This window comes from Rhodococcus sp. FW305-130 (assembly GCF_058788335.1).
On sequence record NZ_JBYTAP010000002.1, the window covers coordinates 217,550 to 234,994 of the forward strand.

Annotated in this window: 14 protein-coding genes; 7 read left to right on the top strand and 7 right to left on the bottom strand. The window is 62.6% G+C overall.

Annotated features, from left to right (window positions below; genetic code table 11):
• The first annotated feature begins 6 nt into the window (after window positions 1-6).
• The 3 genes from AC3WQS_RS07140 to AC3WQS_RS07150 all read left to right on the top strand — a co-directional run bounded on the left by AC3WQS_RS07140 (window position 7) and on the right by AC3WQS_RS07150 (window position 3,158).
• Window positions 7-1,749, top strand: a complete 1,743-nt coding sequence (locus tag AC3WQS_RS07140; RefSeq protein WP_492712113.1) for a glycerol-3-phosphate dehydrogenase/oxidase — start codon at window positions 7-9, stop codon at window positions 1,747-1,749.
• Window positions 1,750-1,848: 99 nt separating this feature from the next.
• Window positions 1,849-2,391, top strand: a complete 543-nt coding sequence (locus AC3WQS_RS07145; RefSeq protein WP_021332531.1) for a hypothetical protein — start codon at window positions 1,849-1,851, stop codon at window positions 2,389-2,391.
• 50 nt (window positions 2,392-2,441) lie between these two features.
• Window positions 2,442-3,158 carry a GAF and ANTAR domain-containing protein gene (locus AC3WQS_RS07150; protein WP_019747714.1) on the top strand — a complete coding sequence of 239 codons (717 nt, stop codon included), beginning with the start codon at window positions 2,442-2,444 and terminating at the stop codon, window positions 3,156-3,158.
• Here the strand turns inward: AC3WQS_RS07150 and AC3WQS_RS07155 are convergent.
• A complete protein-coding gene (locus AC3WQS_RS07155) occupies window positions 3,127-4,074 on the bottom strand; it encodes a LysR family transcriptional regulator (RefSeq protein ID WP_020907050.1) in 948 nt (315 codons plus the stop codon). The two genes, AC3WQS_RS07150 and AC3WQS_RS07155, sit on opposite strands and share 32 nt — an antisense overlap.
• Window positions 4,075-4,227: 153 nt before the next feature.
• On the opposite strand from AC3WQS_RS07155, the gene AC3WQS_RS07160 reads away from it, so the two are divergent.
• A complete protein-coding gene (locus tag AC3WQS_RS07160) occupies window positions 4,228-5,604 on the top strand; it encodes an MFS transporter (protein ID WP_041815787.1) in 1,377 nt (458 codons plus the stop codon).
• Complete coding sequence (locus AC3WQS_RS07165) at window positions 5,601-6,344, top strand: 3-hydroxybutyrate dehydrogenase (protein WP_029255017.1); 744 nt, start codon at window positions 5,601-5,603, stop codon at window positions 6,342-6,344. Before AC3WQS_RS07160 ends, AC3WQS_RS07165 begins: the two co-directional genes overlap by 4 nt.
• Window positions 6,345-6,366: 22 nt before the next feature.
• Here the strand turns inward: AC3WQS_RS07165 and AC3WQS_RS07170 are convergent, their stop codons facing one another.
• From AC3WQS_RS07170 to AC3WQS_RS07180, 3 genes are all read right to left on the bottom strand, one after another.
• Window positions 6,367-7,251 (bottom strand): aldo/keto reductase, encoded by an 885-nt coding sequence (locus tag AC3WQS_RS07170; protein ID WP_029537905.1) that lies wholly within the window; start codon window positions 7,249-7,251, stop codon window positions 6,367-6,369.
• A gap of 100 nt (window positions 7,252-7,351) precedes the next feature.
• On the bottom strand, window positions 7,352-7,888 hold the full coding sequence (locus AC3WQS_RS07175) for a hypothetical protein (RefSeq protein WP_019747719.1): 537 nt from the start codon (window positions 7,886-7,888) through the stop codon (window positions 7,352-7,354).
• Window positions 7,889-7,905: 17 nt separating this feature from the next.
• Complete coding sequence (locus AC3WQS_RS07180) at window positions 7,906-8,847, bottom strand: oxygenase MpaB family protein (protein WP_019747720.1); 942 nt, start codon at window positions 8,845-8,847, stop codon at window positions 7,906-7,908.
• 87 nt (window positions 8,848-8,934) lie between these two features.
• Here AC3WQS_RS07180 and AC3WQS_RS07185 point away from each other — a divergent pair, with 87 nt between their 5' ends.
• Window positions 8,935-9,504, top strand: coding sequence for a TetR/AcrR family transcriptional regulator (locus AC3WQS_RS07185; protein WP_019747721.1), 570 nt, complete (start codon window positions 8,935-8,937; stop codon window positions 9,502-9,504).
• Here the strand turns inward: AC3WQS_RS07185 and AC3WQS_RS07190 are convergent.
• Window positions 9,491-10,282: a DNA-formamidopyrimidine glycosylase family protein gene (locus AC3WQS_RS07190; RefSeq protein WP_492712111.1), complete on the bottom strand. Its 792-nt coding sequence runs from the start codon at window positions 10,280-10,282 to the stop codon at window positions 9,491-9,493. The two genes, AC3WQS_RS07185 and AC3WQS_RS07190, sit on opposite strands and share 14 nt — an antisense overlap.
• A 48-nt stretch (window positions 10,283-10,330) precedes the next feature.
• On the bottom strand, window positions 10,331-14,878 hold the full coding sequence (locus AC3WQS_RS07195; protein ID WP_492712110.1) for an ATP-dependent helicase: 4,548 nt from the start codon (window positions 14,876-14,878) through the stop codon (window positions 10,331-10,333).
• 106 nt (window positions 14,879-14,984) lie between these two features.
• Here AC3WQS_RS07195 and AC3WQS_RS07200 point away from each other — a divergent pair, with 106 nt between their 5' ends.
• Window positions 14,985-16,316 (top strand): anaerobic C4-dicarboxylate transporter family protein, encoded by a 1,332-nt coding sequence (locus AC3WQS_RS07200; RefSeq protein ID WP_020907057.1) that lies wholly within the window; start codon window positions 14,985-14,987, stop codon window positions 16,314-16,316.
• A gap of 37 nt (window positions 16,317-16,353) precedes the next feature.
• Here AC3WQS_RS07200 and AC3WQS_RS07205 read toward each other — a convergent pair whose 3' ends face one another.
• Complete coding sequence (locus tag AC3WQS_RS07205) at window positions 16,354-17,445, bottom strand: N-formylglutamate amidohydrolase (RefSeq protein WP_492712108.1); 1,092 nt, start codon at window positions 17,443-17,445, stop codon at window positions 16,354-16,356.

Sequence of the window (17,445 nt, forward strand, 5' to 3'; positions counted from 1 at the left end):
ACCGGGTTGAGTAAGCAGCAAGGTGCGCAGTTTCTCGGCCCGCAGCAGCGTGAAGCTGCTTGGGAACAGCTTCAGGCCGAGCAATTCGACGTCGTCGTTGTCGGCGGCGGTGTTGTCGGTGTCGGAGCTGCGCTCGATGCGGCCACCCGCGGACTCAAGGTTGCGTTGGTCGAGGCCCGTGACTACGCATCCGGCACGTCCAGTCGCTCGTCGAAGATGTTCCACGGCGGTCTCCGCTATCTAGAGCAACTCGAATTCGGCCTCGTTCGTGAAGCATTGCGTGAGCGCGAACTCTCGCTGACCACGCTCGCTCCGCACCTGGTCAAGCCGCTGAAGTTCCTGTTCCCTCTGGCTCACCGAGTGTGGGAGCGCCCGTACATGGCGGCGGGAATCTTCCTCTACGACCGAATGGGCGGCGCAAAGTCGGTCCCCTCCCAGAAGCACTTGACGCGGGCGGGCGCGCTACGCATGTCGCCGAGCCTCAAGCGCAGTTCGCTGACCGGTGGCATCCAGTACTACGACACCGTCGTCGACGACGCTCGGCACACCATGACCGTCGCACGGACCGCTGCACACTACGGCGCGGTCGTCCGAACGTCGACGCAGGTCGTCGGCTTTCTGCGGGAAGCGGATCGGGTCTCGGGAGTTCGTGTTCGGGACTGCGAAGACGGCCGTACCGCCGAGGTCAAGGGTCACGTCGTCATCAATGCGACCGGTGTCTGGACGGACGAGATCCAAGCGCTCTCACGTCAGCGCGGACGGTTCCGGGTGCGAGCGTCGAAGGGCGTACACATCGTCGTCCCGCGCGATCGCATCGTCAGTGAAGCCGCCATCATCCTGCGTACCGAGAAGTCGGTGCTGTTCGTCATTCCGTGGGGCAGTCACTGGATCATCGGCACCACTGATACCGACTGGAACCTGGATCTCGCACATCCGGCGGCAACCAAAGCAGATATCGACTACATCCTCGGCCACGTGAACTCCGTCCTGGTCACGCCGTTGACGCACGCCGACATCGACGGTGTGTACGCCGGCCTGCGCCCGCTGCTTGCCGGTGAAAGCGACGAGACGTCGAAGCTCTCGCGCGAGCACGCCGTTGCCCGTGTGGCTCCAGGTCTGGTCGCCATCGCCGGCGGAAAGTACACGACGTATCGGGTCATGGCGGAAGACGCCGTCGACGTCGCAGCAGAAGACATTCCGGCGCGGGTTGCGTCGTCGATCACGGAGAAGGTACCGCTCGTCGGCGCCGACGGATACTTCGCGTTGATCAACCAGACCGTGCAACTGGGCGAGCAGTACGGCTTGCATCCGTATCGCGTCAAGCACCTGCTCGACCGCTACGGTTCGCTCATCACCGAGGTCCTCGAACTCGGCCGGCAGACACCGGAGTTGTTGCAGCCCATCACGGACGCGCCCGATTACCTTCAGGTCGAAGCTGTGTACGCCGCCGCGGCCGAGGGGGCACTGCACCTCGACGACATTCTGGCCCGCCGTACGCGTATCGCAATCGAATATCCGCATCGTGGTGTCAACTGCGCACAGCAGGTCGCCGGATTGGTTGCCCCGATTCTCGGTTGGGATGCCGCCACCGTCGAACGCGAAGTCGACACGTACCGAGCGCGTGTCGAAGCCGAAATCGAGTCTCAGACCCAGCCGGACGACGAGTCGGCGGACGCATTGCGCGCCGCAGCGCCGGAGTCGCGGGCCGAGATCCTCGAGCCCGTCGTCGTGGTGCCGGATCGGGTCTGAGTCGCCTGTCGTTTGTTCTCGGTCTGTCGCGGGTAGGCGGATGGCGAATCACCACCCGTGTCAGCACAGACCGGTCGAGCGTCACCCAGGAGGATCTCAATGTTCGGTAATCGGTCGCGATCTGCTGAGGAACACATAGCTACCGGCTATCTGGTCACTCACCTGTGCGGGGCGATGGTGGGGCTGCAACTCTCGCGGTCACTCGCGGACTCGTACGGTGCCTGGGCCGACGGTGAGCTGGACTCGTTGCCGGGTGAGCTCGAGTACGAGATCGAGCAGCTGCTGCAACTGATCGAGGACACCCAGGGCATATCTCTGCCGCGGTACTCCAAGATCGACGCGACGGTCAATCGGATCAGACGCCTCGTTCACGTCGACGCAATCTGGCGCAACCGTCTCGTGAAGTTGGCAACTCTCGAGATCATGCGGACCGCTCTGTGCGGCAAGAGTGCGATGTGGGAGGTCCTGCGAGACATTCCGGCCGGGGAGACCGAGGAGCAGTACCGCGAACTCAACGACCTGGTGTCCAAGCAGATCACCACGGTCACGGCGCTGCATCACCGCGCAGCTACGGAGGCTTTCCAGGGGACGGACGGGCGGGAATCGGCGAGCGGCGGCGACCCCATCAGGTCGAGTAAGTAAGGTTTGTACCGTTCGATGAAGAATTCGATGAACGGTAGACCCCGAGGTGTATGGAGATGGCTGAGCGCGACCAAGCACTGACAGAACCCAAGGCAGTGTTCGCGGCGTTGGCGGAGATCCTCTACTCCGCGGCAGACAGCGCCGAGGTGTACTCCGCGATCTGTTCGGCGGCTGTCGAGTTGATTCCCGGTTGCGACCACGCAAGTCTGATGCTGCGACGTGGAAACACCAACGTCACCGTAGCGGCGAGCGACGAGATCGCCGATTATGCAGACGATCTCGAGCGTGCCACCGGTGAGGGGCCGTGCATCGACGCCCTCGATACGGAGGCTCCGCAACTCGAGTCGGACCTTCGCACCCCGAATCAGTGGCCCGAGTTCGCTCGGAAAGTCGTGGCAGAGACACCCATTCGCGGATCGATGGGGTTCCGGCTGATGGTAGATCGTCAGAAGTTCGGTGCCCTCAACCTCTTCTCGGACACTCCGGGGGCTTTCACCGAAACCGTTGCCGACCACGCGATCATGTTGGCGTCATTTGCATCCGTGGCCGTCACTGCGCTGACGCGAGGCGAGGATGCCGACTCGCTGCGACGTGGTCTGGCAAGCAGTCGCGAAATCGGTCAGGCCGTCGGTCTGCTGATGGCACTGCATCGTGTGTCCGACGACGAGGCCTTCGACATTCTGGTGCGAACCTCACAAAACATGAACGTCAAGATCGCCGAATTGGCGCGCAAGGTCATCGTCCAGCATCGTTCGACTCTGGACTGAGCGCTTCGTTCGTCCCGGGAGAACCGAGGAGTTGAGATCGCTTGCGATCCACCGTCTCTCGAAGAGCTGTCACCACCGCTGCGACCTCCGGGCGTCGCAAGGATTCCGAACGGGCCACCAACCAATAGGAAAGTCTCACCTCGATGTGAGCCGGTAGAACGCGAATCAAATCGTCGTGCTGCTCGGCCATGAAACAGGGGAGAAGGCCGATGCCGGCACCCGCGCGCGTTGCCTCGATGTGGACGAACACGTTGGTGGACGTGACGGCCTCGCGCATGGAAACCGTGAGCTTGCGAGCCAGATCGAGTTCGTCGACCTGCAGCATCGAGTCGATGAAATACACGAGCGAGTGTTCGGCCAGATCTTCGGCATTTTCGGGAACAGCATTCTGACGTAGATACTCTCGGGAGGCGTACAAACCCAGCGCGTAGTCGGCCAGATGGACTGCTTCGGCGCGGTGAACCTGAGGCTTGCCGACCACAACCTCGATGTCGAGGCCCGAGCGTATCTGCGACGCCTTTCTGGTTGCGACAACAATCTCGACGCTGACGCGGGGATGGCGTCTGCGAACCGCGGCGCCGGCGGGCGCCGCGATGTATGCGCTGAATCCGTCGGTCGCCGAGACTCGCACGACGCCGTCGAGTTGCTGCTGACCGGTGGAGTCGAGCGCCAGTTCGTTCACCGCAGCCTCGATGCGCTCGGCCGCGCTGAGGGCTTGTCTGCCCAGGTCGGTCAGCTCCCAGCCGCCGGACGAGCGAACCAGGACACGGCCGCCGAGACACTTCTCGAGCGAGGAAATGCGGCGCGAGATGGTGGTGTGATTGAGGCCGAGGTCGTCGGCGGCGGTGTTGAAGCGACCGGTGCGACCGACCGCGAGAAGCACCAGTAGGTCGTCCGGGCTCAGTCCGAGAGTCATATCTGCATTTTTGCACCTATATGGTGCGAGATTTGTCATTGTCGTGCCATCAATCTGCACTGATACTCATCGAGTCACAAAAAGTGTGCGAGCGGTCACATTCCTGATCGTGAAGAGCAGGCGAATCGCGAACTGAAGACGAGGGAGTCCACGATGAGCGTCGACAACATGCCGAAACCCGAGAGCCAAGCCCCACCATCGGGGCTGAAGAAGGTGGTCGGCGCCTCGATGGCGGGCACCGTGGTCGAGTGGTACGAGTTCTTTCTGTACGGCACGGCGGCCACGCTGGTCTTCAGCAAGGTCTTCTTCCCCGGCGGCGGCAACGAGCTGGATGCGATCATCGCGGCTTTCATCACCTACGCCGTCGGATTCGCCGCGCGGCCACTCGGCGGAATCGTCTTCGGATACTTCGGAGACAAATTCGGCCGAAAGCAGTTGCTGCAGTTCAGTTTGCTGTTGGTCGGCGCCGCAACGTTCTTGATGGGCTGCCTGCCTACCTACGGTCAGATCGGCTACTGGGCGCCGGCAATGCTGGTCACGCTGCGCTTCATCCAAGGATTCGCGGTCGGCGGCGAATGGGGTGGGGCGGTACTCCTGGTCGCCGAGCACAGCCCGAATCGATCGCGCGGATTCTGGTCGTCGTGGCCTCAGGCCGGCGTGCCGATGGGCAACCTGGTGGCGACGGTCGTGCTGTTGATCCTGACGTCGACGCTCTCGGACGAATCCTTCATGAGTTGGGGCTGGCGCGTTGCCTTCTGGCTCTCCGCGGTGATCGTTCTGGTCGGGTACTACGTTCGGACCAAGGTCACCGATGCTCCCATTTTCATTGCGGCGCAGAAGGAAGCAGAACTGGTCAAGGCAACCTCGTACAGCGTTTTCGAGGTCGTCAAGCGTTACCCGCGCGGAGTGTTGACCGCGATGGGGCTGCGTTTCGCCGAAAACGTCATGTACTACCTCGTGGTGACCTTCTCGATCACTTACCTCAAGGTCGTCGTTCATGCGGACACGGCGCACATCCTCTGGTGGATGCTGATGGCACATGCCGTGCACTTCGCAGTGATTCCGTTGGTAGGCAAACTGTCCGACACGATCGGTCGACGCCCGGTGTACATGATCGGCGCCGTCACCGCCGGAACGTGGGGATTCTTCGCCTTCCCGATGATGAACAGCGGGCACAATGCAGTCATCTTGTCGGCAATCATCATCGGGCTCGTGTTCCACGCGTTCATGTACGCAGGCCAACCCGCGATCATGGCCGAGATGTTCCCGACTCGGATGCGCTACTCCGGTGTCTCCCTGGGTTATCAGGTCACGTCCATCGTGGCGGGTTCACTGGCTCCGATCATCGCGACCGGATTGCTGAGCAAGTTCGACTCCTCGGTCCCCATCGCGATCTATCTCCTGCTGGCATCCCTGGTCACCATCGTTGCAGTCGTTTTCGCGCGGGAGACCAAGGGAATCTCGCTCGAGTCCGTCGACGCCGCTGACGCCCGTGTTCTCGCCGACGAGCGGGCCGGTGTGTCTGTATGACGCTGACCGGAAAGTCTGCTCTGGTCACCGGTGGTGCCAGCGGGATCGGCGAGGCGTGTGCTCGACTCCTTGCCGCCCGCGGCGCGCACGTGACCGTCGCCGATCTCGACGACGTCGCCGCGAAGTCGCTGGCCGACGAGATCGACGGCACGGCGTGGGCCGTCGATCTCCTCGACACCGACCAACTCGTGGATCTGTCACTCGAGACGGACATACTCGTCAACAACGCCGGCATTCAACGGGTCAGTCCTATCGAGGATTTCGACGTCGAGGACTTCCGGAAGATTCAGCGCCTCATGGTCGAAGCGCCATTCCTCCTCGCTCGGGCCGCCCTGCCGTACATGTACCGCAACAGTTTCGGTCGCATCGTGAACATTTCCTCGGTCCACGGGCTCCGCGCTTCGGCATTCAAGAGTGCATACGTCACGGCTAAGCACGGACTCGAAGGACTGTCGAAAGTTGTTGCGCTCGAAGGCGCCCCACACGGTGTCACCAGCAATTGCGTCAATCCGGGCTACGTCCTGACGCCACTAGTGCGATCCCAGATCTCCGACCAGGCAAAGGTTCACGGAATCAGTGAATCCGAGGTTGTCGAAAAGGTGATGCTCACCGAGAGCGCAATCAAACGGATGGTCGAGCCTGCGGAGGTGGCATCGCTGGTGGGCTGGTTGGCATCGACCGAGGCGTCGATGGTGACGGGGGCGTCGTACACCATCGACGGAGGGTGGAGCGCCAGCTAGACCACCCGAGCTGCTGGGTTTTTCACGCTTCGGGGATCTCGATTCCGAACTTCTCGCGAGTGATGACCTCGGGTTCGGGACCACCGCGAACTCCGGTGTCGAGTGCGTCGATTGCGGAGAGTTCTTCGGCGGTGAGTTCGAAGTCGAACACGTCGAAGTTCTCCGCGATGCGCGAGGGAGTCACCGACTTGGGGATCACCTGGCGGCCCTGCTGGAGGTGCCAGCGGAGCATCACCTGTGCGGGAGACTTGCCGTGAGAGGAAGCGATAGCGCCGATGGTGGCGTCCTCGAGGGTTGAGCCGTGAGAGCCGTCGCGATAGAACGTGATTCCGCCGATCGGTGACCATGCCTGAGACAGAATGCCGTGATCGGCGTCGGCCTCGAGCAAGGTCGACTGCCTGAAGTATGGATGGACCTCGATCTGGTTGACCGCCGGCACTACGGACGTTGCGTCCAATAGTCGGGTGAGGTGATCCGGCATGAAGTTACTGACTCCGATGGCACGAACCTTGCCGTCTGCGAGAAGTGTTTCCAGGGCCTTGTATGCGTCGATGGTGCGCTCGAACTCGCTCGGCAACGCCTGGTGAAGGATGAGGAGGTCAAGTTGCTCGACTCCGAGTTTGCCTGCGCTCTTGTCGAAGGCGTGCAAGGTCTCGTCGTATCCGTAGTCGGTGATCCAGACTTTCGTTTCGACGAAGATCTCACCGCGATCGAGACCGGATCGCCGGATCGCCTCGCCGACACCCTTCTCGTTGCCGTAGGCCGCAGCCGTATCGATATGGCGATAACCCACCGACAGCGCGGACTCGACTGCGGCGACAGTTTCGTCCGGCGGGGTCTGGTAGACGCCGAAGCCCAGCGCGGGGATGTCGACGCCGTTGTTCAGTTTCAGGCTCGGGATGCTCATGTCGTCCACGGTAGCGGCGGCCACTGGTTCGGTGGGAGTGACTGCTCAGCCGGGTAACGGCAGTACCCCTTCAGGCCTGGCAATTTGCAGTTGTGGCTCGTCAATGAGTGAGCACTATCTTCAAGCCGACTATGAGGGTGGCGACGGCAGCGAGGCCGAAGGCTGCCAGATGTGTGTTCGTGCTGACCTTCTCGCCGTGAAGGCGGCTGATCACGTAACTCGTGGATCCGATGCGCAGGATCAAGACGATTTCCGCGATCAACTGCGCCGTCCGTGGTTCCAGGAAGTTGAACCACGCCGTCGCGAGAATGGCGACAGGAACAACCGCGGAGGTGAGGATCGGGACAGAATCGCGCAGCGAGTCGATTCTCTCCGCGGTGGTGAGACGGCGGTCGTTGCGAATGCTCTCGCCGACGCTCTCGGCAAATGTGTGGGCGATATACGTCGACAATGCCGTGCCGACCACAATCGCGGCGCCCAGTGATTCCTGAGATTTCGTCACCGGGACGAGTGCGGCAAGGACAAGAATGTTGCCGTAGATGTACGCGGTGGTTCTCGCCGCCACACGTTCTTGTCCCAGCGGCGCACCGTGAGACGTGATCGGCCGGTTCAGCAGTGTTCGCAGGTCCCACTCCATGTTCAGAGCATGGCAGATCAGACCCTCGGGCTGTAGTGCATCGGATTATCTCGCTGCTCGAGCGGCGGTAGATTGCGGGCCGGCGTGTGGACCAGTGGAGCCCCGGCGGGAATTCTGCCGCTGGCTCGGTCCCACCCCGCGCGAGCGCGCGGTTGATACCGGTATCGCCACGGCACCAGGCGGAAGACGGCGTTGACGGTGCGGCCGACAGCGTTGTGAATTTTCTGATCGCGACTGGTCCACGAGTAGCCGAGAAGGTCGCGAACCGGTTGGTCGTACATGCCCACTGTCAGCCACACGAATCCGCGGGCGAGGGGAATCCGCGTGAGCCGCCACAACGGATCGGGTAGCCACGTCATGTACGGGGGCTTTCCCAGCCCCGACAAATCCAAGACGTCGCGGGTCGCTTTGTTGTCTTCGAGTACGTTGCGGCACATGTGGTCCCAATACTCCTGAAATGCCTCCCAGGTTTCGGGAACTGGGCGCATGCTCATCCCGTACAGGCGGTACCACTGAATGTGCTCGGTGAAGAGTTGTCGTTTCTGGGCCTCGGTCAGGCCACCGGAGAAGTTCTCGGCGGTGACGATGGTGCCCATGAAGAATGTCGCGTGCGCCCAGTAGAAGGTGTCGGGATCAAGGGCGTGGTACCGGCGTCCCAGCTTGTCGATGCCCTTGATCCGTGTGTGATAGCCACGGACTTCTTCGGCTGTCTGCTGCGCGCGATCGCCGTCGAAGACCACGCCGGCAATGGGATACAGCGAGCGGTACAGCCGTTCCCAGCGCTCGTCGAAGAACTGCGAGTGCTCCTCGACCCCGGCGCCGAGACCAGGGTGCATGTTTTGCATCGAACCTGCCCAGACACCTTGGAGCATCCCGCGCCAGTCGCCGAAATACTTCCAGGTCAGGGAATCCGGACCGAGGGGAACCGGGGTGCTGCTGTCGCCAAGTTGACTACGCATGTTGTCAGATTAGGATCGACAACAGCGGTAGTCAAGGATCGAGTACCGGGTGCATTGAAGAACAAGTGTCGGCGAAGTGGGGAAGTTGTGAGCATCGAAGAACGCAGGGCCACTCGAAAGGCGACGTTGTTCGACGTCGGAGTGACACTGCTCGGTGCGGTCGACGGTCCGGCCGTCAACGTGCGAGCGGTCTGCAAGGCCGCTGGTCTGACCGAGCGGTACTTCTACGAGAGCTTCACCGATCGCGATCAGTACGTTGTCGCGGTCCACACGTTTGTCGCCGAGCGCGCGCAGTCGGCGCTCGCGACGGCAGTGGAGTCCGAGACGACATCCGAGGCAGTCGCCACCGCTGCGGTCGACGCTTTCGTCAAGCTGATGGTCGACGACCCGGCAATGGGGCGAGTGCTTCTGATCGCTCCGCTCTCGGAGCCGGTGCTGAGCGGACGCGGTATCGAATCGATGCCGGCGTTCGTGGACCTGGTGTACGACCAGTTGTCCGAGATTGCTGATCCGGTGGACAAGCAGCTGGTGGCAGTCGGGCTGGTCGGGGCGTTGTTCACACTGTTCATCGGTTATCTGGACGGCTCGATCGTCGTCGAGCGCGAGCGATTTGTGCGCCATTGCGTCCGGCTGCTGATCAACGCTAACCAGGCGTGAACGGCTGGCACGCGGGGCAGAAGAAGATATTTCGCTCGGTGAGCTGATCCGGTCCGAGGGTGTCTTCTCTGATGCGGGTTCCACATCGGCGGCAAGGTTTTCCGCGTCTGCCGTACACCCACGTTTGCCTACCTGGGCGGGTGTCGCCGGTGGTGACCCGGATGCGACGCGACTTGTTGACGTTGATGGTGCGGAATGACAGATCCACAATCGCGTCGAGGTTCCCGGCGCGGTGTGTCGGCGTCTTCGGGTGAATGCCTCGTAGGAAGCAGATCTCGTTGCGGTACACGTTGCCCAGTCCGGCCATCACGTGCTGATCCAGGAGCGCGATTCCGATCGGTACGGAGTCTGCAGCGCGAAGATTCTCGACGGCCACGGAACTGTCCCAATCGGTCCCGAGCAGGTCCGGTCCGAGGTGCCCGACGGCCTCCTGTTCCTGCCCCAGTTCGAGGATCTCGGTGACTCCCAGTGAAAAGCCCACTGCTACAGAGTCTTCGGTGGCCAAGATTATGCGCGCTTGATGGGCGGGTCTGCGCCAGCGCTCGCCGGGGCGATAAATCTGCCACTGACCCTCCATCTTCAGATGCGTGTGAATTGACGCTTCGCCCACGCGGATCAGCAGATGCTTTCCGCGGCTGGCGACGGAATCCACACGATGTCCCGATAAATCGACGGTGGCATAGCGAGGAACGCGGACATCGCAGGTGGTGAGTACCTTCTCGGCCAGGGCAGCGCGCAAATCGTTGGCGGCCCGCCACACGGTATCGCCCTCAGGCATGGTCGCCGCTCCAGCACTTCACGATCGCAACCATCATGACCTCAATCCTCATGACCTCAACCGAAATCCGCGAGGGGTGGCCGCGAAGCCGGCTTCGACCAGGACGGGAGCAAAATCGTTGCCGTGGATGGTCTCTCCGTCGACCTTCTCCACTACCAATTTGTCGACAGCGCGAGAAGTCACCTTCTGGGCAAGCGACAGTGCTGCCAGGCGCAAAGTTCCACCGTCGTCGGTGAATGTCAGGATGGTGCGACCGCCTCGCTCGACGAACAGAACCAACTCGCCCTCCACCAGAACCACCAGTGCTCCCGCCTTACGCCCGGGCCGGTGTCCGGGTGACTCTTCGCCCCCCGACGCCGGCCACGGTAGTGCGGCGCCGTATGGATTGGCCGGGTCGCACGCCGCGAGAGTGACTGCAGCCGAGGAGGTGTGGCGCCCCTCGATGGAATCACCGAACGTGCGCAATCGGTCGACCACGGGAGGCGTCGAGAATTGAGCGCCGCCCAGGGTGTCCACGAAGTATCCGCGTCGAGCGCGCCCGTTGTCCTCGAACGTGCTCAGTACCTTGTAGATCAACGCGAAACCGCCCGGCACGTTCTCGCTCATCACCGATCCGCGGGTGACGACGCCGTACCGTTCGAGCAACAGATCAGCCGTGGCGTGCGCCCGGATGGTCGGGTCCGGTTCGATGGCCGGCAGTTGGAACCACCGACCGGAAGCGGTTGCCGGTCCCGTGCGCGCCGGGGTGGAAGCGCGCGCCATTCCGCGGTACGGACGGGCACGAGGAACACGTCGAGGCGATCGGTGACTTGTGGTGGTTCTGGTGGTGTCCGAGAGAAGTGCGCGCAGCGGTGCCACGGTGTCGTTACCGATGTGTCCGAGCCACACCAACTCCCACAGTGCCGTCGTCACCGCACTGTCGACCGTGTCTGCAGCCGACTCCGTAGTTTGCAACGCGTCGACCAACTGGCGGAAGAAGTAGGCACCGCCGCCGGACAGCAGGTCGAGGATGCGCTTCTGCAACTCCGAGACGTCGGTGTCGGCGGGCGAATTGAGCGTGATCGGTGCCAGGTCGGCGGGGTGCAGCAATACCCACCCGTCTTTGCCGGAGATTGCTCCGGATCCGGACCACAGGACTTCACCCGTCGAGGTGAGTTCGTCCAACATCGCGGGGGAGTAGTCGGCGACTCGGCTTGGCAGGATCAACGATTCGAGAGCGGACGCCGGAATCGGAACGCCGGCAAGTTGATCGACTACCGTTGCAACACCGTCGATTCCGCGCAGCGTGCCGCCCACATGCTGCCAACCGGGAAGGAAACGTCCGAGCGTTGCGGTACTGACCGGCTCGACCTCCTGCCGTGCCGCGGCGAGCGAGCGACGCCGCAAGCGGCGCAGGACTTCGGCGTCGCACCATTCGCTCCCAGTTGCAGACGGGCGGAATTCTCCTTCGAGAACACGCTTTTCGAGCGCGAGCCGACCGAGAACGTCACGCGCGACGGATACTCCGATACCGAAGCGTGCAGCCGCATCCGTGAGAGTGAATGGTCCGTGAGTGCGTGCGTATCGGCTCAGGAGGTCGTCGAGTGGCTGATCGACCGGCTCGATGAACGCGGCCGGAACCCCGATGGGTAGGGGAACGCCGAGTCCATCGCGAAGGCGCGCTGCATCTTCGACGACGGTCCACCAGCTCTCGCCCGCATAGGAGACGTGGAGGGCACGTTTGTCTGCGACCAACTTGTCGAGCCACGAGACCGGATCCTCGAGACAGCGTTCGGTGACTTCTTCTGTGGTCAGCGGGCCGAGCATACGGAGGAGGTCGGCGACGCCCTCGAGGTCCTTGGCCTTGCGGTCCGGAGCGAGCCGTTGCAGTTCACGTTCTGCCTGCTCGATCACTCCGGCGTCGAGCAGCTCGCGCAGTTCGACGCGGCCGAGGAGTTCGGCCAACAGCGTGGAGTCCAACGACAGTGCGGCGGCGCGTCGCTCGGCCAGGGGGCTGTCGCCCTCGTACATGAACGCGCCCACGTAGTTGAACAGGAGCGCACTTGCGAACGGTGAAGGCGAGGGCGTCTCCACTTCGACTATTCGAATCTGGCGCCGTTCGATCTTGCCGAACAATTCCTTCAGTGCCGGCAGGTCGTAGACGTCCTGCAAGCACTCACGCACGGTCTCGAGCAGGATCGGGAATGTCGGGAACTTGCGAGCGACGTCCAGCAGTTGCGCCGACCGCTGACGTTGCTGCCACAGTGGAGCACGCTTGCCGGGATTGCGGCGTGGGAGAAGCAGTGCGCGGGCGGCACATTCGCGGAATCTGGAGGCGAACAATGCCGAGCCACCCACCTCCTGGGTGACCAGATCTTCGATGTCCTCGACGTCGAAGGTGAACAGTTCGGCGCCGGGAGGTTCGTTCTCGGTGTCGGGGAGACGGATGATGATGCCGTCGTCGGAGGCCGTCGGACTGGAATCGACGCCGTATCGTTCCTGCAAGCGGGCCCCGATGGCGAGGGCCCACGGTGCGTGAACCCGTTGGCCGTACGGGGAATGCAGCACCAGACGCCAATCGCCGAGTTCGTCGCGGAAGCGCTCGACAACCAATGTTCGATCCGACGGGACCTGCCCGGTGGCATTCTTCTGCTCACCGACGAGTTGGATCAGATTGGTTGTGGCGTTGTGATCGAGCCCGCCCACGCGACAACGCTCGACGACGTCGGCTTGGTTACCCAGCGCGGTCTCTCGAACGAATTGTCCCAACGCCTGTCCGAGTTCGGCAGGGCGACCGAGTCCGTCGCCATGCCAGAAGGGCAAACGACCGGGCATGCCGTAGGCGGGGCTGACCAGAACCCGATCGAAGGTGATCTCCTCGATCCGCCAACTGGTGGCGCCGAGCGCAAAGACGTCGCCTACCCGGGATTCGTAGACCATTTCTTCGTCGAGTTCGCCGACTCTTGATGCTTTCTCACCGACCATGTAGACCGTGAAGAGGCCGCGGTCGGGGATGGCGCCGCCGGAAGTGACTGCCAAGCGCTGCGAACCGGGGCGGCCCGTCAGAGTGTTGGACTCGCGATCCCAGACCAGGCGCGGACGTAATTCGGCGAACTCGTCCGAGGGGTACCGCCCGGCGAGCAGATCCAGAGTCGACTCGTAGGCCGAACGGGGAAGCGTTGCAAAGGAACCGCTTCGGCGCACCGTCTCGAACCAGTCGTCGACGTCGATCGGCTCGAGTGCAGTGGCCGCAACAGTTTGCTGGGCAAGGATGTCGAGGGGATTGGCGGGAACGGCCATCGCCTCGATCTTGCCTTCGACCATGCGCTCGACGGTCACCGCGCAGTGAATCAGGTCGGTGCGATGTTTGGGGAAGACGACGCCTCGTGAGATCTCGCCGACCTGGTGGCCGGCGCGACCGACACGTTGCAGGCCGCTGGCAACCGAGGGCGGCGCCTCCACCTGGATGACCAAGTCGACGGCGCCCATGTCGATTCCGAGTTCGAGACTGCTGGTGGCGACGACGCATCGCAATCGACCCGATTTGAGATCGTCTTCGATGAGGGCTCGCTGGTCTTTGCTGACCGATCCGTGGTGGGCGCGAGCAAGGAGGGGTTCTGCGCCGTAGTTGACCTCGGTGGGAGCTCCGATCTGCGCGGGCGGGCGAGGTGTTTTCTCGACGGCCAGACCGATGCGTTCTGCATGAATCTCGTTGAGCCTGGCCGTCAATCGTTCGGCGAGGCGACGAGAGTTGGCGAATACGATGGACGATCGGTGATCGAGCACGAGGTCGACGATCTGTTCCTCGACGTGGGGCCAGATCGAACCGGCTTGCGGGGTGGGGGATTCGGAACCGTCGGCGGGCGTCGCGATACCCAATTCGGTCATGTCCTCGACGGGGACACGGACCGTGAGGTCGAAGGTCTTGGCGGCAGGCGGTGCCACGATTCGGATCGGTGCCGAACCGGCGAGGAACCGCCCGATTTCCTCGTGAGGACGGACAGTGGCCGACAATCCGATGCGTTGCGCCGGACGCTCGAGCAAGCCGTCCAGACGTTCCAGAGAGAGCGCAAGGTGCGAGCCGCGCTTGGTACCCGCCACCGCGTGAACCTCGTCGACGATCACGGTGTCGACGCCGACCAGTGTTTCCCGGGCAGCGGAGGTGAGCATGAGGAACAACGACTCCGGCGTCGTGATCAGGATGTCCGGAGGACGCTTGATCAACGAGCGCCGATCGGCCTGTGACGTATCGCCGGAACGAACACCGACGGTGATCTCTGGCGGGGTGAGGCCCAGACGTTTCGCAGTCTGTGTGATGCCGACCAGCGGCGCGCGAAGGTTCCGTTCGACGTCCACGCCCAGCGCTTTGAGTGGCGAAATGTAGAGGACTTTGGTGGCGCGTTCGCCTTCGTCCTTCGCGGCGAGTTGATCGAGAGCCCACAGGAACGCCGACAATGTCTTGCCGGAGCCGGTGGGTGCGACGACAAGTGTGTGAGAGCCACTTGCGATGGATTCCCAGGCACCGAGCTGCGCAGCAGTCGGAGCGCTGAACGCGCCACCGAACCACTCGCGTGTGGCGGGCGAGAACCTACCGAGGACATTGGTCACGACCACCATATTGCCCCTTCCCACCGACAGCGTGTTCGTGCCCGCAGCCGAAGTGCAGAGCATACTATTTGCCCTGTTATAGCGATTCTCTTGTTATCGAGAAGGCGAGTGCCTGATGGAAGCAGTCAAGATTGTCCTCGAGCTGGCGGTAGTGCTCGGGGCGATTGTCATGGGTACCAGATCGAGCGGTGTCGCTCTCGGTCTGTGGGGCGGCGCAGGTGTTGCCGTCCTCGTGTTCGTCTTCGGAGAGGACGTCGGCAGTCCGCCGGTCGACGCTCTCCTCATCGTCCTGTCCGTTGTCCTCGCGTCGTCGATGATGCAGGCGGCCGGTGGTATCGACTGGATGGTCACCATCGCGGCCAAGTTGATCGAATCTCGCCCGAAACAGATCACGCTGATCGCGCCGTTGGTGTCATTCCTGTTCTCGGTCGGTGCCGGTACGTCCAACATCCTCTACCCGCTGCTCCCCGTCATCTACGACGTCTCGTACAAGAACGGTGTGCGGCCGTCACGGCCGCTGTCGCTGTCGGTTGTCTCGACCGGTGTGGCGCTGGCGTGTAGTCCGGTGTCCGCGGCGATGGCGGCGATGGTCACGCTGACCGACGTGCCGCCTTACGATTTCGAACTCATCGACATCATCAAGATCACCTTCCCGGCCGCTGTCGTCGGCATCGTCCTCTCCTCCATCGCGGTCAACAGGCTCGGTAAGGATCTCGACGACGACCCGGACATACAGGCGAAGATGAAGTCGGGCGAATTGGCCGGACCTGGTGCAGCGTCCAAGACCGAACTCGTCTCGACGAAGACCGGACGAAACGCGGCACTGATCTTTCTGGCCGGCGTTCTGGCCATCGTGATCTTCGGCCTGTTCAAGGGAATTCGCCCCGAAGCCGCCGACGGTTCCCCGATGGGGATGACACCGATCATCGAAATGCTGATGTTCGTCGTGGGTACGTTGATCCTGCTGGTGTGCCGCCCGAACGTTGCCGACGTGCCCTCGTCGACGGTGTTCCGTGCCGGCATGGTCTCGGCCATCGCGCTGTTCGGTCTGGCATGGCTGACGGACACGTTCATCAGCGCACATTCGGAGCTGATCACGAGCACCGTCGGCGACTGGGTCAACGCCGCGCCATGGATCTTCGCGCTCGGTGTCTTCCTGGTCTGTGTCCTGACGACCAGCCAGTCGACCGCGACGAGGACCATCGTGCCGATCGGTCTCGCTGCCGGGATTGCACCCGGCCTGGTGAGCGGCATGTGGGCCGGAGCCTTTGCCGGTGTCTATCTGTTGCCGACAAACGGTTCACAGATCGCAGCTGCGAACTTCGACCTCTCGGGCAGCACGAAGCTCGGCTCCAAGCTCGTCGACCACTCGTTCTTCCTGCCGACCATCATCTTGGCCGTCACGACGATTGCGGCCGGCGCGGTGTTCGGAGTGGTACTCGGTTGAGTGATACCGCTGAGTCAGCCTGAGTGATATCGCTGAGTCAGCTGTTGCGGTAGTGGTCCCAGCTCGCCTTGCACGCGTGGGCGAGCTGGTCCACCCGTTCGGCGTCGGGTGTAGGCCAGTCGAGGCCGGGTTCCATGATGTATGCGGCCAGTTCGTTCCCCAGTAGGAATTCTCGTTTGAATTCGGCCTGAACCGCACTCAACGTGATCCCGGCTTCGGCGGCGCGGGCGCTCAATTCGGCGAATCTGGCTCCGGCTCGGATGATTTCGAAACTGCCGAGGTACGGCTGATTGAGAGCGACGGCATCTGGATCGTCGACCTGAAATCCCTTGCGATGTGAGACCGCAAGTGTGCGAATGTGCTCCGGATCCATCGTCACGGGATTGTCGCCGCGTCGATTGCCGTGGTGGTCGCCACGATTGGAGAGTGCGACGACGTCGGGGAGTTGATCTGCTTCCGGCCGTTCGACATTGACGGCGCCGTCCCGCCGGGTGGTGTGGTTCATCGTGTCGTGGAACGACAACGTCGTGAACGATCGACCGAGTTCGAAGCTCTTCTCCACCATGGCTTCGATCAGTGCGTCGCGAGTTCTTTCGTAGACACCCAAACCGTGTTCGGCTGTCTCGGTGAAGGTCTCGGCGAGGTTCTTCCAGCCCGCGTCGTCGGTCGGCTCGAGCAACAGGGGGTAGAACGAGAAGGTGACAGGGCGAACTGCGTCGACGCCGGTGAGGTCTGCTTTGTTGCCTGCACCGGCCTTGTGGACGCGGGCGAAGGCTTCGCGCAGTGACGCTTCCAGGTTTTCGGGCTTCGCACGGTTGGGATCGCGAATCATGCGAGGGTGCGGATTCTCCACGTACACGATGCGCGAATCGATTTCGGCCCAACGGCGCACGATGGGACTGGTGGACATGTCGGTGAAGTCGAATTGCAGCCGCTGTGTGAACTCGGGTGCGAGAAAACGTGAGAGTTCTGCTGGAATCGCGGAACCCGAGTGTGGGCAACTGACAAGAAGGTCGGCTTCGGCGATGGCGTCGTCGAGACTGCGGGAGTCGCGATCGGCATAGAACGTCAGGTCCTCCGGCGTGAACACGGTTCCGGCCGGGATGAGTACTGGTTCTCCACTGGTCAT

Bases quoted from the DNA above. Each gene is read 5' to 3' on its own strand.
- AC3WQS_RS07145 (WP_021332531.1), top strand. From the start codon at position 1,849: ATGTTCGGTAATCGGTCGCGATCTGCTGAGGAACACATAGCTACCGGC.
- AC3WQS_RS07150 (WP_019747714.1), top strand. From the start codon at position 2,442: ATGGAGATGGCTGAGCGCGACCAAGCACTGACAGAACCCAAGGCAGTG.
- AC3WQS_RS07155 (WP_020907050.1), bottom strand. From the start codon at position 4,074: ATGACTCTCGGACTGAGCCCGGACGACCTACTGGTGCTTCTCGCGGTC.
- AC3WQS_RS07160 (WP_041815787.1), top strand. From the start codon at position 4,228: ATGAGCGTCGACAACATGCCGAAACCCGAGAGCCAAGCCCCACCATCG.
- AC3WQS_RS07165 (WP_029255017.1), top strand. From the start codon at position 5,601: ATGACGCTGACCGGAAAGTCTGCTCTGGTCACCGGTGGTGCCAGCGGG.
- AC3WQS_RS07170 (WP_029537905.1), bottom strand. From the start codon at position 7,251: ATGAGCATCCCGAGCCTGAAACTGAACAACGGCGTCGACATCCCCGCG.
- AC3WQS_RS07175 (WP_019747719.1), bottom strand. From the start codon at position 7,888: ATGGAGTGGGACCTGCGAACACTGCTGAACCGGCCGATCACGTCTCAC.
- AC3WQS_RS07180 (WP_019747720.1), bottom strand. From the start codon at position 8,847: ATGCGTAGTCAACTTGGCGACAGCAGCACCCCGGTTCCCCTCGGTCCG.
- AC3WQS_RS07190 (WP_492712111.1), bottom strand. From the start codon at position 10,282: ATGCCTGAGGGCGATACCGTGTGGCGGGCCGCCAACGATTTGCGCGCT.
- AC3WQS_RS07195 (WP_492712110.1), bottom strand. From the start codon at position 14,878: ATGGTGGTCGTGACCAATGTCCTCGGTAGGTTCTCGCCCGCCACACGC.
- AC3WQS_RS07200 (WP_020907057.1), top strand. From the start codon at position 14,985: ATGGAAGCAGTCAAGATTGTCCTCGAGCTGGCGGTAGTGCTCGGGGCG.
- AC3WQS_RS07205 (WP_492712108.1), bottom strand. From the start codon at position 17,445: ATGACCAGTGGAGAACCAGTACTCATCCCGGCCGGAACCGTGTTCACG.